This window comes from Arcicella lustrica (assembly GCF_034930985.1).
Taxonomy (GTDB): domain Bacteria; phylum Bacteroidota; class Bacteroidia; order Cytophagales; family Spirosomataceae; genus Arcicella; species Arcicella lustrica.
Genome location: NZ_JAYGIM010000015.1, coordinates 88,295 through 104,786, shown reverse-complemented (window position 1 = coordinate 104,786; position 16,492 = coordinate 88,295). Strand labels below are relative to the sequence as shown.

Annotated in this window: 11 protein-coding genes; 7 read left to right on the top strand and 4 right to left on the bottom strand. The window is 32.2% G+C overall.

Going from position 1 to position 16,492, the window contains the following annotated elements:
• Positions 1 to 90: 90 nt before the first annotated feature.
• The 6 genes from VB798_RS19035 (at position 91) to moeB (ending at position 5,759) form a co-directional block, all read left to right on the top strand.
• Positions 91 to 1,089: a thiamine phosphate synthase gene (locus VB798_RS19035; protein ID WP_323261253.1), complete on the top strand. Its 999-nt coding sequence runs from the start codon at positions 91 to 93 to the stop codon at positions 1,087 to 1,089.
• Between the two features lies 1 nt (position 1,090).
• Positions 1,091 to 1,846, top strand: a complete 756-nt coding sequence (locus VB798_RS19030) for a hydroxymethylpyrimidine/phosphomethylpyrimidine kinase (protein WP_323261252.1) — start codon at positions 1,091 to 1,093, stop codon at positions 1,844 to 1,846.
• Positions 1,843 to 2,496 (top strand): thiamine phosphate synthase, encoded by a 654-nt coding sequence (locus VB798_RS19025; protein ID WP_323261250.1) that lies wholly within the window; start codon positions 1,843 to 1,845, stop codon positions 2,494 to 2,496. Before VB798_RS19030 ends, VB798_RS19025 begins: the two co-directional genes overlap by 4 nt.
• A complete protein-coding gene (locus VB798_RS19020; RefSeq protein ID WP_323688921.1) occupies positions 2,477 to 3,247 on the top strand; it encodes a thiazole synthase in 771 nt (256 codons plus the stop codon). Before VB798_RS19025 ends, VB798_RS19020 begins: the two co-directional genes overlap by 20 nt.
• 167 nt (positions 3,248 to 3,414) lie before the next feature.
• Positions 3,415 to 4,527, top strand: a complete 1,113-nt coding sequence (gene thiH, locus VB798_RS19015) for a 2-iminoacetate synthase ThiH (protein ID WP_323261247.1) — start codon at positions 3,415 to 3,417, stop codon at positions 4,525 to 4,527.
• A 179-nt stretch (positions 4,528 to 4,706) separates the two neighbouring features.
• The gene (gene moeB, locus VB798_RS19010) at positions 4,707 to 5,759 is read left to right on the top strand and encodes a molybdopterin-synthase adenylyltransferase MoeB (protein WP_323261245.1); all 1,053 of its coding nucleotides are present in this window, start codon (positions 4,707 to 4,709) and stop codon (positions 5,757 to 5,759) included.
• 611 nt (positions 5,760 to 6,370) lie between these two features.
• Here moeB and VB798_RS19005 read toward each other — a convergent pair.
• The 4 genes from VB798_RS19005 to VB798_RS18990 form a co-directional block, all read right to left on the bottom strand.
• Positions 6,371 to 8,323 carry a sialate O-acetylesterase gene (locus VB798_RS19005; protein ID WP_323261243.1) on the bottom strand — a complete coding sequence of 651 codons (1,953 nt, stop codon included), beginning with the start codon at positions 8,321 to 8,323 and terminating at the stop codon, positions 6,371 to 6,373.
• A gap of 145 nt (positions 8,324 to 8,468) precedes the next feature.
• Positions 8,469 to 9,233 (bottom strand): LytR/AlgR family response regulator transcription factor, encoded by a 765-nt coding sequence (locus VB798_RS19000; RefSeq protein WP_323261241.1) that lies wholly within the window; start codon positions 9,231 to 9,233, stop codon positions 8,469 to 8,471.
• Position 9,234: 1 nt separating this feature from the next.
• Entirely contained in the window at positions 9,235 to 11,091 is a 1,857-nt protein-coding gene (locus tag VB798_RS18995; protein ID WP_323261240.1) for a histidine kinase, read from the bottom strand.
• Positions 11,092 to 11,653: 562 nt separating this feature from the next.
• Positions 11,654 to 15,301 carry an SIR2 family protein gene (locus tag VB798_RS18990; protein WP_323261238.1) on the bottom strand — a complete coding sequence of 1,216 codons (3,648 nt, stop codon included), beginning with the start codon at positions 15,299 to 15,301 and terminating at the stop codon, positions 11,654 to 11,656.
• Between the two features lie 414 nt (positions 15,302 to 15,715).
• Here VB798_RS18990 and VB798_RS18985 point away from each other — a divergent pair, with 414 nt between their 5' ends.
• Positions 15,716 to 16,450, top strand: coding sequence for a hypothetical protein (locus VB798_RS18985; RefSeq protein ID WP_323261236.1), 735 nt, complete (start codon positions 15,716 to 15,718; stop codon positions 16,448 to 16,450).
• Positions 16,451 to 16,492: the final 42 nt, after the last annotated feature.

The following is a 16,492-nucleotide window of genomic DNA, read 5'->3' as shown; positions in this document are numbered from 1 at the left end:
TTAGTGTATTGAGATTATTAAATTACACCCTTACTCATTTCTAATTAGAGAAGATTAATCACTAAATCACAACCGTAGTGACTTAGAGCATTGTTAGTCGGAAATGGTTTATTATCGACTAACAATAGAGCATTGTTATACGGAAATGGTTTATTATCGACTAACAATAGAGCATTGTTATACGGAAATAGTTTATTATCGACTAACAATAGAGCATTGTTATACGGAAATGGTTTATTATCGACTAACAATGTAGCATTGTTAATCGGAAATAGTTTATTATCGACTAACAATGTAGCATTGTTACACGGAAATGGTTTATTATCGACTAACAATGTAGCATTGTTATACGGAAATGGTTTATTATTGACTAACAATGTAGCATTGTTACACGGAAATGGTTTATTATCGACTAACAACAGAGCATTATTAAACGGAAATGGTTTATTATCGATTAACAATAAAGGATTGCTCACTCATTCACTAATTAAAGTAAATATGCAAAAAGTAATTCTATCAAATCCGACTGATTTTGACGGTGAAATCGCCATCATTGAGCAATTATTGATGGAGGAATCATTGATTTTTCACCTTAGAAAACCTGATAAAAACTTGAAACAGTTAGAGGATTTTTTAAGAAGTATTCCTGCAAAGTTTTACAAGAAAATTGTATTGCATTCGCATCATGAGTTGATTAAAAAGTATAATCTAAGAGGAATTCATATTACCGAAGCAATCCGACAAAATATGGATGAAACCGTAATGTCAAACATGATTAAGCTTTTCAGAAATAGAGGACTTAGCGTTAGTTTTTCATTACATACTTTAAATGCCATCGAGAATTTAAGTTTTAAAGCTGATTATGTTTTTTTAAGTCCCATTCTAAAAAGTATTTCTAAAACAGACTATATCGGTGCTTTTACGATGGATGAATTACAGTTTTTCTTTCAAGTTCGTAAAAGTAAAACGCCTGTTTATGCTTTAGGAGGAATTCGAGAAGAAAATAAAGATTTTTTACAAAGAATTGGTTTTCAGGGTTTTGCTTTGATGGGTGCTATTTGGGGACCTTATATTCAAGAAGAAAAATAAAATGAATGAAAGAGCTTTCGTATTAAGTATTGCAGGATTTGACCCAAGTGCAGGTGCTGGAATTTTGGCAGATATTAAAACTTTTGAACAGCAAGAAACCTATGGTTTGGGTGTTTGCTCTGCCATTACTTTTCAACACGAAAGCTATTTTGAAAGCGTAAATTGGCTTGATAACCAACAAATTATTCATCAAGCTAAATTACTTTTTGATAAGTACTCCATTGATTTTGTAAAAATTGGTTTGATTCAATCTTTACAAGATTTAGATGAAATAATCAACACACTTTTAGACTGGAATCCAAATCTGAAAATCATTTGGGATCCAATTCTAAAAGCCAGTGCAGGTTTTGATTTTCATTCAGGTATCAATGCCATTTTATTGGAAAAAATCTTGAAAAAGATTTATCTCATTACGCCTAATTTACCCGAAGTAAAGCAATTAATACAAGGAGATTTTTCAGATGAAGAAAAGGCTCATAAACTCAGCAGGTTTTGTCATGTCTATTTAAAAGGCGGTCATTCTGAAAATAAGCTTTGTGAAGATATTTTATTCTTTGACAATCAAACATTTCATTTTAAAGCTGAAAGAATTCCAAACGGAGAAAAACATGGTTCTGGCTGTGTACTTTCTTCGGCAATCACTGCTAATCTGGCAAAATCTCTTCCTATTCAGCAAGCTTGCGAAAATGCCAAGCAGTACATGAATCAAATTTTAAAGAGTAATCCCAATTTATTGGCTTACCATTTTCAAGCATGAAGATTTCAAAATTACATTATATCACACAAGATTTAGCCCAGATTCCGCATTGGGAACAAGCTCGTTTGGCTTGTGAAGGTGGAGCAGATTGGGTGCAACTCCGAGTAAAAAATCAAGATTTTGATGCTTGGAAACAAACAGCTTTGAAAACACAAGCAATTTGTAAGGCTTTCGGAGCAACTTTGATTATTAACGACAATGTACAAATTGCCAAAGAGATTCAAGCTGATGGCGTGCATTTGGGAAAAACGGATGCTTCACCAATTGAAGCAAGAGCTATTTTAGGCGAAAATTTTATCATCGGCGGTACTTCTAATACTTTTGAAGACCTCGCTTTTTTGCATGAAGCCAAAGTAAATTATATCGGTTTAGGGCCATTTCGCTTTACCAAAACCAAACAAAATTTAAGTCCGATTTTGGGTTTAGAAAAGTATCAAAGTCTTTTGACAAAATGTAAAATAGCAGGTTTGAATTTACCGATTGTAGGAATTGGAGGCGTTTTGTTGAGTGATGTTGAAGATTTATTGTTGGCTGGTTTGCATGGAATAGCGGTTTCGTCGGTCATTAATTTAGCTGAAAAACCTTCGGAAGTGACAAGTGATTTTATGAAAGCTTTAAATGAAAAATACCATGTTGAGCATTGCAAATAAAGAATTTTCATCCAGACTTTTTACAGGTACTGGCAAGTTTTCTTCGTTGACTTTGATGGAAGAAAGTTTGTTGGCATCTGGTTCAGAATTAGTGACAGTGGCTCTAAAAAGAGTGCATTTGCATGAGCAAACGGATGATATTTTGAGTCATTTAACGAATCCGCAGTTTAATTTATTACCCAATACTTCGGGTGTGAGAAATGCCAAAGAAGCGGTTTTTGCAGCACAATTAGCCAGAGAAGCTTTGGAAACTAATTGGTTGAAATTAGAAATTCATCCCGACCCCAAATATCTTTTACCCGATGCCATTGAAACCTTAAAAGCAGCGGAAGAATTGGTGAAATTGGGTTTTGTGGTATTGCCTTATATTCATGCCGACCCAGTTTTATGCAAGCGTTTGGAAGAAGTTGGAGTAGCGGCTGTGATGCCTTTGGGTTCGCCAATTGGAACGAATAAAGGTTTGAAAACAATAGATTTTCTAGAAATTATTATCGAACAAAGTAATGTGCCTGTGGTGGTGGATGCTGGCATTGGCTCGCCTTCTGATGCTGCTAAAGCGATGGAATTGGGTGCGGATGCGGTGTTGGTGAATACGGCGATTGCGGTTTCAGAAAATCCAGTTCAAATGGCAAAAGCTTTTAAAATGGCTGTTGAAGCAGGAAGAATGGCTTATGAAGCCCGACTTGCTCCAAAAACAAATCATGCCATTGCCAGTAGCCCGCTGACGGGATTTCTTTCAATTGTGAATTAGTGATTGAGGAAGTGATTTTTTAATTTTAGATAGTTATTTTATTGGTAATGATGTGGTTGTCTTTAGTTGAAAACTAAAATAAATTAGTTTTTCGGGGAATTTATCATCGTAAAATTACAATTGAACTCACTCAATCACTAATTCACTAACTCATTCAATAAATATCCATGAATTTCTTTCAAAATATTTTTCAACAATACTCTTGGGCGGAGGTTCAGCAGAGTATTTTGTCGAAAACTGCTGATGATGTAGGACGAGCTTTAAATACTTCTCGAAGAAATTTAGAAGATTTCAAAGCTTTGATTTCGCCTGCCGCTATGCCATTTTTGGAAGAAATGGCAAACGTAAGTCAGCAATTGACACAAAAACGTTTTGGTAAAACCATTCAAATGTACGTTCCTTTGTATTTATCGAATGAATGTCAGAATATTTGTACTTATTGCGGTTTTAGTTTTGATAATAAAATCAAAAGAAAAACGCTGACAGATAAGGAGATTTTAGCAGAAGTAGCCATGCTAAAATCCATGAATTACGACCATGTTCTATTGGTAACTGGCGAAGCAAATCAGACCGTTGGCGTGCCTTATTTGAAAAATGTTATCAAATTAATTCGTCCTTTTTTCTCGCATATTTCAATGGAAGTACAACCTTTGGATGAAACAGATTATACCGAATTAATTGCCGAAGGTTTGAATACGGTGTTGGTTTATCAAGAAACGTATCATCAAGAAGATTATAAATTACATCATCCAAAAGGGAAAAAGTCTAATTTTGAGTACAGAATTCAAACGCCCGACCGCTTAGGAAAAGCAGGAATTCATAAAATGGGTTTAGGTGTTTTAATTGGTTTAGAAGATTGGCGGACAGATTCTTTCTTCACAGCTTTGCATTTAGATTATTTAGAAAAACATTATTGGCAAACGAAATATTCTATTTCTTTTCCGAGATTACGACCATTTTCAGGAGGATTAGAGCCTAAAGTGGTAATGTCTGATGCGGAATTGGTGCAGTTGATTTGTGCGTACAGAATTTTTAAGGAAGAAGTAGAACTTTCTATTTCAACAAGAGAGAACGAAATTTTTAGAAATAACATTATTAAATTGGGGATTACTGCCATGAGTGCGGGTTCAAAAACTAATCCAGGTGGTTATGTCGTTGAGCCAGAATCTTTAGAACAATTTGAAATTTCAGACGAAAGAAGTCCTGAAACGATTGCCAAAATGATTGAACAACAAGGCTACGAGCCTGTTTGGAAGGATTGGGAGATGTTTAGTGAATGAGTGAATTGTGAATTAGTGATTTTACAAAAATTAAATTAATTTTTGGGAACTCAAATTTGATGAATCTACTTTCCAATCACTAAATCACTAAATCACTAAATCACTAAATCACTAAATCACTAAATCACTAAATCACTAAATCACTAAATCACTAAATCACTAAATCACTAAATCACTAAATGAATTTTCAGCGTTATAATCGCCAAATAATTTTACCAGAAATTGGTTTAGAAGGTCAGCAAAAACTGAATGATGCACGAGTATTGGTCATTGGTGCAGGTGGTTTGGGTTGTCCGATTTTGCAGTATTTAGTTGCTGCTGGCGTTGGGAATTTAGGCATTGTAGATGCTGATACGGTTTCTATTTCTAATCTTCAAAGACAAATTCTTTATACCACTTCTGACCTCAATAAAAAGAAAGTAGCAGTAGCCAAAGAGCGTTTATTAGCCATTAATCCCAATGTAAATATTGAGATTTTCCCTGTTAATCTTCATACAGAAAATGCTCTTGACCTCTTTGGAAAATACGATATTATTGTAGATGGTTCTGATAATTTTGCCACTCGTTATTTGGTCAATGATGCCTCGGTGATGTTGAATAAACCTTTTGTATCAGGCTCGATTTTTAAATTTGAAGGACAAGTATCTGTTTTTAATTATCAAAATGGACCAACTTATCGTTGCTTATATGCTGAAGCACCAACGGCTGGAAGTGTTCCGAATTGCTCTGAAATAGGTGTAATTGGTACTTTGGCAGGTATAATCGGAACAATTCAAGCGGCAGAAGTGATTAAAATGATTACCGGTGCAGGCGAAGTATTGTCGGGTAAATTATTAGTTTTTGATATGCTTTCTATGCGTTCGCAAATTATTAAATTTAAGGCAGTTGCTGAAAATAAAGCCATTGTAGAATTGCTTGATTATCAAGTGATATGTGGCGATTTTCCGATTGAAAATACTGATACAATTGACAAAGAAAGCGTAGAAAAATGGTTGGAAGAAGAAAAAGATTTTCAACTAATTGATGTTAGAAATCCATACGAATTTGAGCGTGATAATATCGGCGGTCTTAATATTCCTTTAGATGATTTATTGGAAAGTATTCACGAGCTTGATATAGATAAGGAAATTGTTTTTTGTTGTCAAACAGGTTTGCGAAGTGCCAAAGCTATTGAATTATTGAAATCAGCAGGAGTAGAGGGAAGGTTTTTAAACTTGGCTGGTGGAATTTGAAAAGCTGTTATCTGTGTAACTGTTAACGGTTATCAGTTTTTTAATTTCATTAATTTAGAAGTATTCAGTAAGTACAATACGGATAACAAATTTCGAATAACTGATAACAGTTTTCCAGAAAACAAAAAAGCCGAAACCAAATTAGCTTCGACTTTAAACATTAACCATTTTTATATTCTTATCATTCCTATTAAGGAATTAATTATTATCTGCCTTTGTAAGCTAAGAGTAAAAAATCTTGCAAATATACTTATTTTAAGTACTTAATTTTGCAAGTCTATCATAAACTTCTCAATAAGTACGAATATCGTAACAAGAATATTGTCTAAGCTTTTATTTAAGTAAGTACGCAAAAAATATTGGTTATAATCTATTATGCTTTTTTAGGGTGTAAAATCTGTTGGTACTATTTCAAAACTTGACTTTTACGACAGTACCAACACACATTTTTCTGTTAGTATAATTCTATTACTTAAACTTATCTTGTGCAATTTAGGATTTATAGCCTAATCGAGAAACAAATAAAACCCTTTCAAGGTATATAAATGTACCTGAAAGGGTTTTATTTTCAAACAATAAAAATCTCAAAGCTCATCACTCAAGGCTGAAAGCTATTCAAATTTATTATTGATAGTTATGCCTTGCCAAGTATCCGTTCTGAATGAATTGGCTGGTAAGCCTTCTGAATTAAATAAATTGGCATCCATTGGCGAATCTGCCCAAGCGTATCTTACAGCAACAGCTTTCAATCCTTTTGGATGATAAACCACTACTTTATTATCTACAATTTCAGCTTTAGCATAATAGAATACTTTGTCTTCTCCAGCAATTTCAAAGCCTTTTAAGTAACCAAACTTATCGTTTACTTGTAAGCCTTTGGCAATGTGTTTGAAACTAACAGTAGCTTTGGCATTATCAAAAGCAACAGCGTCAAACATTGGAGAACTGTATTCAATGTTTTGTCCGAAATCTTTTTTCAAAGCATTTATCGCTAAACGATGTCCAACGTCTTGTTTGTTTGTTGGGTGAATATCATAAGGATTTCCAATGTCTGTAATTACTGCCATACCTGTTTTAGGCAGAGAAAGTGTCATTGTTTGTGCTTCTCGCAATTCTGCCCAATTACTTCCTTGATTACTGTTTTGGTAACCTCCATAATTGGCTAATTGAACAAAGTAAAAAGAGAAATCATCATTCCATTTTTTACGCCAATCTTCAATCATCAATGGAAAACTTTGGCGATATTGATAAGCTCTTCCCGCATTAGTTTCTCCTTGATACCATAATGAACCACGAATGGCAAAAGGTACAATCGGTGCAATCATGGCATTGTAAATTGTAGTACCAATATTATTACTTGAATGTGCATATTCATGTGGTTCAGCAAAAGCAGGCATTAATCGCCAGCCGTTGGCAATGTTAATTTTTTGATTGCCCGTTTCAGCATATAAATCATTGGCAGAACCTTGTAAACCTAAACCATACCAAGGCAAACTAATCATTTTTCCGAATTTAACAACGAGTTGATTCGTTCCCGCTTTCCAAGTATTGACTGGAACGGTAATTTTACGAATACCTTTAATAATACCAGCCGATACTAATTTTCCATTGATATAAATCTCATTATAACTATCGTTTTCAGCCAAAGCTAAAGTTGATTGTTGGCTCACAAATTCTGCTGGCACATCAATATAACGAGCCATATAACCTGAACCACGATAAGCCCAAATTCCTTTCCAGTCCCATTGTCCCATTGGACTATCCGTATAATGCCATTTTGAAATATCATAATTAGCTTCCAAATACTTCTTTTCGTCGGCTACAGTTGGATTGATATTCGTTCCTAAAAGTTGTTTCTGCACTTTTTGGTCATGGAAATGGTCAGCATCTTTCCAATTGTTTGGTAAGTTTTGAGCATAACTTTTTAGTTCGTTATTACTCAACATTCCTTCTTTACTAATCCAACCTTCTACTTGCGAACCACCCCAAGAAGAATGAACCAAACCAATAGGTATATTTAGTTTTTGATATAATTCACGAGCAAAGAAGAAACCAACCGCTGTAAAATCACCAATGGTTTCAGCAGAAGCTACTTTCCACTCACCCGTTTTTAAATCAGCTTGTGGCGTCATGGTTACTTCATGCTCTACGAAGAAATGTCTTATTTTGGGATAATCAGCATTCTTCTTTTCTTCTTGAAAATTATTGGCTTGCGAGGTTCTCCATTCCATGTTCGACTGCCCCGAACATAACCAAACTTCTCCAATCAAAATATCGTTTACACTAACATTCCCAGATTTAGCAGTTGCCGTCATTTTATAAGGCCCGCCAGCTTCTAAAGGAGCAAACTTAACCATCCATTTTCCAGAAGCATCAGCTTGTGTACTTTGTGTTTGTCCCGCCAAAGAAACACTTACTTTTTCATTAGCATTTGCCCAACCCCAAACAGGAATCGGTTTTTGTCTTTGTAAAACTACGTGGTCGGAGAAAAGCCTAGCCAATTTTACTTGTGCAAAGCTTGTTGTAGCGATAAATGTTAAGCAGATAAAAAGGATTTTTTTCATAATGGAGAGCGACAGATTTATGTTTCACCGAAATTACAAGAAAGGCTTTATAAAATTGCAGGTTGTTGTTGGGATTGGTTGAAATTGTTGAGGTTTAGATATGACTCGTTTTGCGTATTTACTCATGGCATGACTGACGGTATTATTAATAAAATCCAAGGTTAATTTTTATACTTTCTGAGTAACTTCTTCCCGAAGTAATATTTGTATTTTTAGTATCATTCAGCGTAATGATGTATTTACTGTTGAAATATTTTTGGGCTTCTTTGATATAATCTTTGTTAAGAATTATTCCTCTATGAATGCGTAAAAAATTATCTGGCAATTTGTTTTCTAAGCTTGCAATCGTTTCTGTACTTAAGAACGTTCCCATTTCTGAATGGATGGTTGTATAATTACTATCAGCTTCAAAATAGGATACTTCTTCCAGTTTTATAAAAATGATTTTATCGTTTTTTTTAACCGTGATAGAAGTCATTCTTTTTTGTTCTTTTCGATTAGTAATCTCTTTTAAAACTTTTAGAAACTCATCGGAAGAACTTTTAATATGAAAATTTTTTAATTTCAGAACGGTTTTTTCAATACGTTCTGATTTAACAGGTTTAACTAAATAATCGATACTGTTGGTTTCAAAAGCCTCTAAAGAATATTGGTCGTAAGCCGTACAAAAAATAACCATTGGGATAGTTTTTAATCGTGCCAATAATTCAAAACCAGTACAACCGGGCATCTCAATATCTAAAAAAATAATGTCAGGATTTAATGCTTCAATTTTTTGCTGTGCCTCCGTTCCGTTTTGAGCTGTGTCAATAACATCAAACGTTTCAGGGAATTCTTTTAGTAAATTAAGCAAACCTAGTCTAGCAGGTGCTTCATCGTCAATAATAATAGTGGAATACCTCTTATTCATTTTACAAAGTTTCTGGAATTGTAATAATAATCATTTTTTCGGGTGTATTTGTCCAATTTAAAGTGGCTTTGTCTCCATAGGTTAATCGCAACAAATCAAAAACAGTTTGTAAGCCGTGACCACTTAATAAACCTTCTGGAAAATCAGGGCCATTATCACTTACCGAAATCTTAATCTCATTTTGTTCTTTTGCAATTTGTAAATCAATTTTGCCAATGCCTTCGTTTCTTGAAATTCCATGTTTCACCGCATTTTCCACTAATGGCTGAATTAAAAATAAAGGGATTTCATGGTTTTCTAAATCTTTATCTACTGTTACGGTAAATTGTAACCGCTCGCCAAAACGAATTTTCTCGATGTCTAAATAGGTTTTCACCATTTCAACTTCATCATGAACAGTACTTGTTTTTTTATCTTTTCTGTTGATGGAATATTTAAACAAATCCGATAAGGAATGAGCCATTTGTTGAGTTTTCTGAGCATCAACAGGTGCTAAACTGGCAATGGAGTTTAAAGAATTGTACAGGAAATGGGGATTTATTTGGGATTGTAACGATTTTAATTCGGCTTTCGCTTTTAGTTCTCTTAAATTGGCAAGCTTTGTTTCATTTTCTATAATCAAATGTCGTTCTTTAAAAATAAAGTAGCCTATTAATGCTCTGAGCGATGCAATTGCCATTAATAGTAAAAATATTTGAGATAAAGCTAAATAATCTTGTTGGTAATTAAGTTCATTTTTCAAGATAAAAAATAAAATAGACAAACATCCAAAAGGCAAAAAACCCGTTGATAAAAAGATTAATCCAGTCTTTGCCAATAGGTTTTTTACGGTTTTTTGAATTTTCAACTCAATAAAACGAAACAAATAGAGAAAAGGAAATAAAATTGCCAGTAATAAAGTGGTTGATGAGAGTGAATTTCTTCTGTATATGTGAGTATAATCAGAATCATCTGATATCGTTAAAAAATCATAAAAAGAGATACAGAACACAATTATTATATCTACAAATAGCAACGCTATTACAGCTACAATACCAAACTGAAGCCAATCTTTCTTTATTTTAACACTTACTGATTGATAAATTTTATTAATAAAAAACAGACCTAGTAATACAAAAATCAGTGCAGGTAAAAATATAACAGCAACTGGGTTCTTTACCCACCATAAAGAAGTATCTCTACTTGAAATTTTAGCGTCCTCTATTTTTTTTATTACACTTTCTTTAAATTGGATTTCTGCTTTTACCAGTCTTTCTTTGAATCCTTTTCTATAAACTTCTCTAATAATTGCCTTGTCTTCGTCATTCAAAGGAATATTTTCATTTGAAAAGTCAGAAAATGGATTAAAAATACTGTTCCTTATTTCTCTTGCTCGAACATAAGTAAACCCAGATCCAACTAATGAACGTGCTATTCGTGATTCTAAAGTTTTTCTAATTTCTAAATCTGTTTTGTCTATTTTATAAATGTAAAGTTCTCCATTGCTATAACCATTACCATTTATACTGCTTAAACGACTATTTAAAACATGATGTTTCCCTGGTTCTTCATATACATTAGTATCTGAAAATTTAATGATAAAATTGGGGTTTTCTGATGTTGAAAATTGGATTGATATAGTTTCGGTTAAAGCATCTAACTTTTTTAAGATGTTACCGATAGCGATAGAATCACTTTTAGTATAGTTTCCTTCTAAACGAACACAAATATCGATTTCCCATTTTTCTAAAGTATTGTTTAAAGTAGATTTCATTTCAACAATTTCTTCCCAAGGTTTTGCAGGAAGTTTTTCATGGTCTTGAGAAAAACAAGTCGTTCCCCAAATAAGGAAGATAAATAAGTAGCGTAATTTTTTCATGGTTGTAAATTTAAATGTTTATACCACAAATGAACTATAATAGTTGTTTGGCAAAAACAAGTTTCTTGTAAACTGCACAATAGAGATGTAAACTGCATTTAAATGGCTACATAGTAGTTGTGAAGATTATTATGGCGATAGAAAAGGAGCGATAGATTTAGTGTTTATAGAATAATTGTAGTGTTTTAGAGCGAGACGCTCTTTTTTCTTTTGAGTCGTAGGAGAATCTACTCTCATGGCATGACTGACAGCAGATTGCTTTTACTCAAAATAATTTGATATTCATGCCAGAGTATATATAATACAGAGCCTTGGATTCTTTGTAAGAGATTTTTAATGTTGGTTCAAAATACTCCTATCCTTGGGAATATCCTTTGGTTGGTTAATAAAAAAGCCGTTTGAATTTTGATTCAGCCGGCTTTTTTTATGATTTGTGTATTGTTCAACACAAGCTAACCAAACTTAACTGATTTATTTCCTGAATCCTGAAGCTTTACTTCGAACAGAGACTACATTATTTTGTTTAATATGGAAGGACTTGAATCGGCGAGTGTGATATTAATTACTCAAAGTCTAACCATATTCTTCTAATTTCAGAAAACTCATTTTTATCAATACAGCTTTCTTTCCATTCATGTATATATTTCGGTATTAAATCTTTATTTTGGTTGAAATACTTAGCTAATGTAACTGTCAATTTTGCTCCACTGGTCTTTAGAACAAGCTTTTCATCAATATCTTTAGGAATATCTTTAGGTAATAACTTTAATGAACCAAGAAGATTCGATAGACCTATTTCGAGACTATTCAAATGTTCTATTTTAATCATTTCAGGGTGTTCTTGAATAATATGTCTAACTGCTAATAGATTATTTTTTAAATCAACTTTACTTTGACATTTGATATTATCACAAATTGCTGAAATGTATATACTTCCATCAATCTTTGGGTTTTCAATCAAAAACTGTAATCCATTTAAAACATCTAAAAGCTCTTCTTTGGAGTCAGAAAAAATACCTCTATAAAAATCTTTTTTTATTTCTTCTTTTTCTATCTCTGGGAAGTATTCAAATAATGCAGCCTTAGCAACATAATCAAACATTTTGTATTCTTGTAATTCATTGACTATCCTAAATATGTTATCAGATTGTACTTTATCAACTAAAATAAAATTAGGAGCAATAACTCTTGATATTATTGAAATAAGATTGGAAAATCTACTTTTAAACTCTTTCTGAGTTGAAAAAAGAGGCTCATCCAAATCCTCTTTCAATAAATATTTTTTATCTGTATCCCACCAATCTGTTAACTTAACTATTAGTAGATTAAAATCTTCTGTATTCCACTGAAAATCAACAACATGATATGTTCCTGTAATATTTTCCCATGAATCGTGTAATCCAGAAGTTTTGGCAAATTTTTTGTTATCGCCCTGAATGAGAAGTTCTATGTTTTTGATAAATAATCTTAACAGTTCTATAGGGTTTATATCATTTGGATAAGGATAATTGGCATAAGTAAAATTAGAGAATAATGAGTCTGAAGGGAAACCTGATTCTTTATCACGATAATACCAGATTACTTCTCCTAACATCTCTACTTGCTCTTGATTTAATAGATTCAATTCATGTAAAAAAATTAGACGATGTAATGCTGCTTTACGACACTCCCCGTCCCCTCTTTTTTTACTTATTTCAAATAATAAATCAATTTTACTTTTATTAAGAACAACGTCATTCACTTTTTTCAACTCATATATATCCAAGAAATAGAAAGGATCTATAACATTGACTTCTCCATTTACTAAAATATTAGTTTCCATAAATTGAGGTATTAATATCACTTGTTCTTTTGCTGAGAATGACATAATTAATCTCTCAATTAATTTTTTCATACCATCATTGTAACTCCATATTTTTGTATTAGATAAAGATTGAACAAACAATAATAATTGAATTTTAACATCATAACTGCTCTTTACACACAATCTTGACAATACTTCTGGAAGTATTGTATTAAAAGTTTTTGCATAATTATCTAATCTCTCATTATTTATTTGTTCAAGTATTTCTAAATATTTTTTCACCAAATTATCGATAGAATCATTACTCATTTCAGCAATTGATTTTCGACCAAAAATACTTTCTATCGATTTCTTATCTCCTAATCTTATAGAACATGCTAAAGCCCAATAAGGAGAATAATTAGCAATTTGTATGAGAGCATGGCTCAAAAGCTCTGCATTAAAAGTAATATCATTAATTCTATATGGAAAACCAGTTTCTTCCATAAACCTTAGTAACGTATAACATTTTAATGTATAAGGTTCTGTTTGCCCAAACCGTTTTGTAATTGTGGTTCTGCCTATGTCAAAAGTATAATTTATCTCACTTGTAGAGCTTCTTGGATTAACTTTAAGATAAGCACCAAACAACTTGAATTCAAGGTCTGGGTCACAATTATATTGCCTAAATTTACTCCAACGTTCTAAAAACTCATTTGAGCTCTTAGAGTTATTTAGTTCAATAAAAAACAAATGCCTTAAAATATATGCTTCTTGGGAAATAGCTGAGTAGTCATCTATTATTGGAGAAAGGCTAAGCTTTTTTCTAATAGTTCTTAGGGATGTTTCTAAAATATTTTTAGCATTTTCAATATCTCCAAATTCTGCATACATCCCTGCTCTTTTAGCTTCCCAAAAAGGCAATGATGATTCAGCTTGCCATTTATCTAACTCTTTTTTAAACTCAACGATGTCAAGTGAGAATAAATGATACAGACATCTTTCATATGAAAGATTTGATTTTTGTTCCAAATTAAGTCTTTCTTGAATTTTTACGAGACGCTCATTTATAATATTCCATTGCTCAATCCTTCCTTCTTCTCTGTAAAATCGTAAGATAGACAATTGTATTTCTATCCAATTGTTTGTAATGATACCCCATATAAAATTAGGTTTATCTTGAGGTGTTTGAGCATGGACATCTTCTTTGAGTAAATCTGAAAAGGGATTATAACTATTACTTATACTTTCATAATAATGAATCCAATCATTTGGTATTGGCATCAAAGATTTTTTTAGTCTCCAATCTAATTCAAATAAAAACATTATATCATTAGGTGAGCTAACATCATTTAATTTGCTTACAGCAGTAAAAATTGAAGAGTAAATTGTATTATCTAAAAATTTATTTCTCCTGCTTTCTGGCAATACGATCCAATTTGGATAGTGTTGCCTTACATTTTTCCACCTTTCAGTCAAAACAATAATCTGATTTTCAATTTCTCCAGGATTACTGGCATCAAAATCATTTTTAACATCATCTAATGGCCAGTTTATACTTCTATCAACACGTTTTTCTTCCGATAAAAAATTAACAAAAAAATCAATTGCTTTTTTATGGTCATTATTGACATCAGGGCAAATGGATAAATCAATTGATATGATATTTCTTTTTCTTAAAATATTTTGCTCCCCAATCGAAAGATTCAAAATACCAATAAGATAAATTTTAGGGGAATTTTCTTCACCAAGGTTATCTCTAATCCAACCAATCCATTTTAAAAAATTAGGGTCATCTCCTGAGAATCCCACTAAACAAAGAGTATTTTCAAGTAATGATTGTTGAACTGTATTTACAAATGCAGCAAATTTTAGTGGATAGGTTCTATAGTCTTCTTCTGTAATAATGAATGGTCTTGTCGAAGGGAAACTACCATGAAGTTTAATAATTCGTGGTTTTGTGGACAGTACTAAATCCTCGGTATTCACAACTGTCTCATATCTTTGAGATAATATTGTTTCAGCAGCTCTTTCTAATAAAGTATCATAATTAGTTGTAAAGACATCATTCCATGGTAATGCTAGGATTTTTTCATGTAATGAAGAAGGTCTATATTCTTTATCAGGAATTTCTTGTTTTAAAATTTGATAGAGTGTATTTCTATCAAATCCAGCTTCAACTTCCTCTGCTAATTTTAATACATTTAAATATTTTTTATTTTGAGAATTATCTTCACCATTCAATTTTTTATAAAATATATCTCCTAATTCATTCCAATTTGGAAATCTCTTATGAGTTGCCTCATTTGGCTCAGCATTTTTACTGAACCCTGCACCTATCATAACAACTGCATGATTAGCATATAGACGATGAGCAATTTCTTCTAAATAAGGAAGAACACTTTTGGGAATTGTCTCTTTATTCATATTTAATGTATAGAATTATTTGCAAGAGTTAAAATGTATAATTTTAACAAATTACCAATTTTAAAATCAATAACAAAGTGTAGAAATAGTATTTCTAAAAATCAAATCAAGTGGTTATAGCAACTTTCAAAAGCGATTTTGTACATTTATACAAAACCAATAGCTTTGTATTATTTGCCCTTGTTGAATATAAATTAAATAAAGATAAATGTTACCGTAAAATAAGTTTCTGGAAAAATGTTGAGTTTTATTTTGTTTTTGTAATTGTTTATTTTTTAAATTTAACTATCTAACAATCAGTTGATAATATTTTAGCTGATACACCACTATAATTGGTTCAACATATATTAATTACTTTATTATTGAGTAATTACCTTTTATCCATTGTTTTATCAACCTTAAACAAATATGCTCATGGCAAATCTACAAGACGGTGGCAACGCTGCAAACATCGCAAATTTCGAAAATCTTATTACTTATTGTTCCAATTTGGGCGCTACTTATAATCCCTCCAGAGATGCCCTCAAATCTCCACAATTACAAACTTTATTGAGCGAAGCACAAACGGTAATGGCTGAAATTATGGCACTCATTGCTGTATATGATATAGCTTTAGAGAACCGAAAAAAACTTTTTAGTAATGTTCGTCCTTTAACTAACCAAGTGTTTAATACTTTGTCGATTTCTGGGGTAGATGATGCGGTATTGGAAGGGGCAAAATCTTTTAAACGTAAGATTCATGGAAAAAGAGCCTCTGAAAAACCTGAACCAATAATGATTGATGGTGTGGCTACAGTACCTAAAACAAATTCTTCTTCTCAGACAAGTTTTAATTATTTGATTGAACATTTTGGTGCTTTGGTGGCTGTAGTGGCTAATCATCCTGAGTATAATCCTAATGAGGAGGAGCTAAAAGTGGTTAATCTTACACAATATATTAATCAATTAAAACAGGCAAACACAAGTGTAATTAATAGTCATGTTGCCTTGGATTTGGCAAGGGGCAAAAGACATCAAGTATTATACGGCGAGAAAACAGGTTTAGTAGATATTGCGATGGATGTGAAAACTTATATTAAAATAGCTTTTGGTATTAATAGTTTGGAGTACAATAAAATAAAAGGAATTTCTTTTAAACGTTTTGTTTAACTTTATTGGCAAGCCCCTTCAATACAGAGAAAGAAGGGGCTT

Excerpts from the sequence above, each read along its gene's own strand:
- moeB (WP_323261245.1), top strand. The coding sequence starts at position 4,707 with ATGAATTTTCAGCGTTATAATCGCCAAATAATTTTACCAGAAATTGGT.
- VB798_RS19000 (WP_323261241.1), bottom strand. The coding sequence starts at position 9,233 with ATGAATAAGAGGTATTCCACTATTATTATTGACGATGAAGCACCTGCT.
- VB798_RS18995 (WP_323261240.1), bottom strand. The coding sequence starts at position 11,091 with ATGAAAAAATTACGCTACTTATTTATCTTCCTTATTTGGGGAACGACT.
- VB798_RS18985 (WP_323261236.1), top strand. The coding sequence starts at position 15,716 with ATGGCAAATCTACAAGACGGTGGCAACGCTGCAAACATCGCAAATTTC.
- VB798_RS19005 (WP_323261243.1), bottom strand. The coding sequence starts at position 8,323 with ATGAAAAAAATCCTTTTTATCTGCTTAACATTTATCGCTACAACAAGC.
- VB798_RS19020 (WP_323688921.1), top strand. The coding sequence starts at position 2,477 with ATGTTGAGCATTGCAAATAAAGAATTTTCATCCAGACTTTTTACAGGT.
- thiH (WP_323261247.1), top strand. The coding sequence starts at position 3,415 with ATGAATTTCTTTCAAAATATTTTTCAACAATACTCTTGGGCGGAGGTT.
- VB798_RS19030 (WP_323261252.1), top strand. The coding sequence starts at position 1,091 with ATGAATGAAAGAGCTTTCGTATTAAGTATTGCAGGATTTGACCCAAGT.
- VB798_RS18990 (WP_323261238.1), bottom strand. The coding sequence starts at position 15,301 with ATGAATAAAGAGACAATTCCCAAAAGTGTTCTTCCTTATTTAGAAGAA.
- VB798_RS19025 (WP_323261250.1), top strand. The coding sequence starts at position 1,843 with ATGAAGATTTCAAAATTACATTATATCACACAAGATTTAGCCCAGATT.